Origin of the sequence: Streptomyces sp. (genome assembly GCF_036566765.1) — a bacterium.
GTDB lineage: Bacteria > Actinomycetota > Actinomycetes > Streptomycetales > Streptomycetaceae > Streptomyces.
Genome location: NZ_DATCVQ010000475.1, coordinates 1 through 3,977, shown reverse-complemented (window position 1 = coordinate 3,977; position 3,977 = coordinate 1). Strand labels below are relative to the sequence as shown.

General features: G+C 72.3%; 5 protein-coding genes. 4 read left to right on the top strand and 1 reads right to left on the bottom strand.

All coding sequences use genetic code 11. The annotated features are described in order from the left end of the window. Positions 1 to 463, top strand: a 463-nt coding sequence (locus tag VIU94_RS28030) for an acyl-CoA dehydrogenase family protein (RefSeq protein ID WP_331915360.1), incomplete at its 5' end; no start/stop codon positions are given. Beyond that, complete coding sequence (locus tag VIU94_RS28025; RefSeq protein WP_331915358.1) at positions 463 to 936, top strand: nitroreductase family deazaflavin-dependent oxidoreductase; 474 nt, start codon at positions 463 to 465, stop codon at positions 934 to 936. The genes VIU94_RS28030 and VIU94_RS28025, both read left to right, overlap by 1 nt. Before the next feature lie 122 nt (positions 937 to 1,058). Here VIU94_RS28025 and VIU94_RS28020 read toward each other — a convergent pair whose 3' ends face one another. Beyond that, entirely contained in the window at positions 1,059 to 1,706 is a 648-nt protein-coding gene (locus VIU94_RS28020; RefSeq protein ID WP_331915356.1) for a TetR family transcriptional regulator, read from the bottom strand. Positions 1,707 to 2,045: 339 nt separating this feature from the next. Here VIU94_RS28020 and VIU94_RS28015 point away from each other — a divergent pair, with 339 nt between their 5' ends. Together VIU94_RS28015 and VIU94_RS28010 are read left to right on the top strand one after the other, a co-directional pair. Next, positions 2,046 to 2,921 (top strand): VOC family protein, encoded by an 876-nt coding sequence (locus VIU94_RS28015; RefSeq protein ID WP_331915354.1) that lies wholly within the window; start codon positions 2,046 to 2,048, stop codon positions 2,919 to 2,921. A 105-nt stretch (positions 2,922 to 3,026) separates the two neighbouring features. After that, positions 3,027 to 3,977 (top strand): serine/threonine-protein kinase (locus VIU94_RS28010; protein WP_331915352.1); only part of this gene is annotated, 951 nt, incomplete at its 3' end.

The window sequence follows — 3,977 nt, the reverse complement described above, 5'->3', positions numbered from 1 at the left end:
ACGCACCGCGGCCGCGGTCGTCGCCGCCGAGGCGGTCGGCGCGGCCGCGCACTGCCTGGACGCCACGGTCGCGTACGTGCGCGCCCGCGAACAGTTCGGCCGACCCGTCGGCTCCTTCCAGGCGGTCAAGCACCGGCTCGCCGACCTGTACGTGCAGCTCCAGGCGGCCCGCTCGGCGGCGTACTACGCGGCCTGGGACGCGGGCCGGCCCGGCCCGGGGGAGCCCGGGGCCGCGGCGCTCGCGCTCGCGCAGTGCCTGGAGACGGCGCGGGCGGTCACCGGCGAGACGATCCAGCTGCACGGCGGGATCGGCTTCACCTGGGAGCACGAGGCGCACCTGTACTTCAAACGGGCGAGCGCCGACGAGCTGCTCTTCGGCCCGGTGCACCGGCTGCGGGCGGCCGCGGCGGGCGCGGCCGGGCTCTTCGGACCGGATCCGGCACGGAAGGAGGCGGCGGCCTGATGCCTGTGGGACTGCGCCTGATGCAGAAGGTGTCCTCGACGCGCACCTTCGCGAAGATCGCGCCGCACTTCATCCCCGCGATGGACCGCACGGTCCACCGGCTGACCCGCGGCAAGGTGATGCTCAGCGCCCAGATGCTGCCCGGGGTGATCCTCACCGTGCGCGGCGCGAAGTCGGGGATCCCGCGCACGACCCCGCTGGCCTGCATGCCGGAGGCGTCCGGGGCCACGTGGATCCTGATCGGCTCGAACTTCGGCCGCCCGGGGCACCCGGCGTGGACGGCGAACCTGCTGGCCCATCCGGACGCGGAGGTGAGCTGGCGCGGCGAGACGATCCCGGTCCGCGCGGAGCTGCTGACGGGGGAGGAGCGGGCGGCCGCCTGGAAGGCGGTCCTGGGCTTCTGGCCGCCGTACGCGACGTACCAGGCGCGGGTGGAACGGGAGATCCGGCTCTTCCGCCTGACGCGGTGCTGAGCCCGTATCCGCGACAGGAAGCGCACGGACAGGAAGCGCACGGACGGGAACGCCGGCGGCGGCCGTGGTGCGGGCCGCCGCCGGCGCGACAGGACGAAAGGGAGGCAGGGAAGACCGACGGGTTACTTCGTCGGCTTCTTGCCCGTGATCCCGAGGTGCACCAACAGGGCCAGGTTCGGCTTCAGTTCGGCCTGTTTGACGCCCCAGGTCTGGAAGCCCTTCTGGTGCCCGGCCACCGAGGCGAGCATCGCGACGAGCGAGCCGGCCATCGCCGCCGGGCTGACGTCCTTGTCGACCTTGCCCTTGGCCTGGAGCTCCTTCACCGCGTCCGTAAGGGAGTTGGTGACCGAGTTCAGGATCTTCATACGGATCTTGTAGAACCGTTTGTCGCCCTCCGCGGCGCCCAGGTCCACCACGCGCAGGATGGCGTCGTGCTTGCGCCAGAAGTCCAGGAATCCCTCGACGAGCTCCTCGGAGGTCTGCCAGCCCGCCTTGCCGACCCAGGAGCGGCCGGAGACGAGGTCGGTCAACCCCGCGCCCTCCTTGGCCATTTCCTCGGCGATCTCGAGGACGGCGCCCTCCACATCGGGGAAGTACTGGTAGAACGTCGCGGGTGAAGTGCCCGCCTTCCGGGCCACGTCGATGACCTTGACGTCCCGGTACGGAGAGGAGCTGAGCATCTCGCTGAGGCAGTCGAGCAGCTTCTGCCGCGTCGCCTGACCTCGTCGACCGGCCACGCGGCCGTCGACGGTGCGTACTTGTCCTGTCATGCCGTCAGCTTACCGACGGGTGATCGAGGCGCGATTCGGCCGACTGCAAATGGGGTGCACCCCTCCCCGACCGCCTCCTTGACCGCCTCCCCGGCAGCCTCCGGAGCGCCGCCGGGGAGCGCCCCGAGGGCTCCCGGGGCCTGGGCCGACCCGCCCGTACCCGAATAGGCTTATTAACAGCCTGTGGACAACTTCGGTGGACAACTTAAGGGGGAGCCGGGTCGCCGGCCGGACCCAGGAGTCGTCATGCATCCATCTGTTCGATTTCAGGGGGTGCGGGGTGATTCGCCCCGTCCTAGCGTGGACACCGGATACCGGTATCTGGAAGGAACCACGCCCATGGCCGCATTCGCAGAGGGCACGCCGTGCTGGGTGGACGCCCAGCTCCCCGACCTCGAAGCGGGCAAGCGCTTCTACGGCGAGCTCTTCGGCTGGACCTTCGACGCCGCCACCGGCGAGGCCCGGATCGGCGGCAAGCGGGCCGCCGGGCTCGTACCGAAGCGGGACGGGCGGATGCCCACCACCTGGACCGTCTACCTCGCCACGGAGGACGCCGGGGCCCTCGCCGCCAGGATCCGGGCGGCCGGCGGCCAGATGGTGATGGAGCCGTACCCCGTCGGGCCGTACGGGGTCGTGGCGCTCGCCGCGGACCCGGGCGGGGCGGTGTTCGGGCTGCGCCAGGGCGGCGAGCGCGACGACGGCTTCCAGACCCAGATGGAGCCCGGCTCCTTCTGCTGGATGGAGATCTACACGCGCGAGAAGGACGCCGTCGACACCTTCTACGCCGCCGTCTTCGGGTACGTCGCCCAGGACCTCACGGAGGGCAGCCTCGACTACCGGGTCTGGTCCCCGCCCGGCTCGCGGCCCGGCGACGACAGCTCGTTCGGCGGCCGTGCGGTGCTCACCGAGGCATTCCCGGCCCAGATGCCCGGCCATGTCCTCGTCTACTTCGCGGTCGCCGACTGCGACGCGGCCTGCGCGGCGACGGTCCGGATGGGCGGCCGGATCACCAACGAGCCCTTCGACACCCCGCACGGCCGCGTCGCCGTCCTCACCGACAACCAGGGCGCCCGGTTCGCGGTTCTCGCCGAGCCCGCGGAGGAGAAGGCGGGCGGCGAGGAAGAGGGGGACAAAGCGGTCGCCGACGACTCCGCTCCCGAGCGGGATGCGGAAACGGCCGAAAAGTCCGCTGAAAAGCCCGACGATATGACCTAGGACACCCCGATCCGCCCCCGGGTTCGCAACCGCCGCCCCGGACAGGAAGAATCAGGGGGCGAGCGGGCCGTACTCTCATGGCCCGTACGGGGAGGTGGCAGGCAAGTGGAACAGCTGACGCAGCACGACCCGAGGCGGATCGGTCCCTTCGAGGTGCTGGGCCGGCTCGGTGCCGGAGGCATGGGCCTGGTCTATCTCGCGCGCTCGGCGTCCGGCCGGCGCGTGGCGATCAAGACCGTGCGGACGGAGCTCGCCGAGGACCAGCTGTTCCGCGTCCGGTTCACCCGCGAGGTGGAGGCCGCCCGCGCGGTCTCCGGGTTCTACACCGCGGCCGTCGTGGACGCCGACCCGCGGGCCGCCGTGCCCTGGCTGGCCACCGCGTACGTCCCGGCGCCCTCCCTCGAAGAGATAGTGAACGAGTGCGGGCCGCTGCCGGCCCAGGCGGTGCGCTGGCTCGCGGCCGGCGTCGCCGAGGCCCTGCAGTCCATCCACGGCGCGGGCCTGGTCCACCGCGACCTCAAGCCCTCCAACGTCCTCGTCGTCGAGGACGGCCCCAGGGTGATCGACTTCGGCATCGCGTCCGGCGTCTCCAACACCCGGCTGACCATGACGAACGTCGCCGTCGGCACGCCCGCGTACATGTCGCCCGAGCAGGCCCGCGACTCGCGCAGCGTCACCGGCGCGAGCGACGTCTTCTCGCTGGGCTCGATGCTGGTCTTCGCGGCCACCGGCCACGCGCCCTTCCACGGCGCGAACCCGGTCGAGACCGTCTTCATGCTGCTGCGCGAGGGCCCGGACCTGGCCGGACTGCCCGACGAGCTGCGGCCGCTCATCGAGTCCTGCATGCAGATGGACGTGTCGCTCCGGCCCACCCCCGCCGACCTGCAGGCCCAGCTCGCCCCGCACCTCTTCGGCTCCGGCAGCGACGACAGCGGCACGGCCTCGGCCTGGCTGCCGCACAGCGCCACCGCCATGATCGAGGCGCGCCGCGGCGGCCGCCCGAACCCGCCCGCGCCGGCCCCCTCCCCGGCGCCCGTCGCGTCCAGCCCGCAGGCG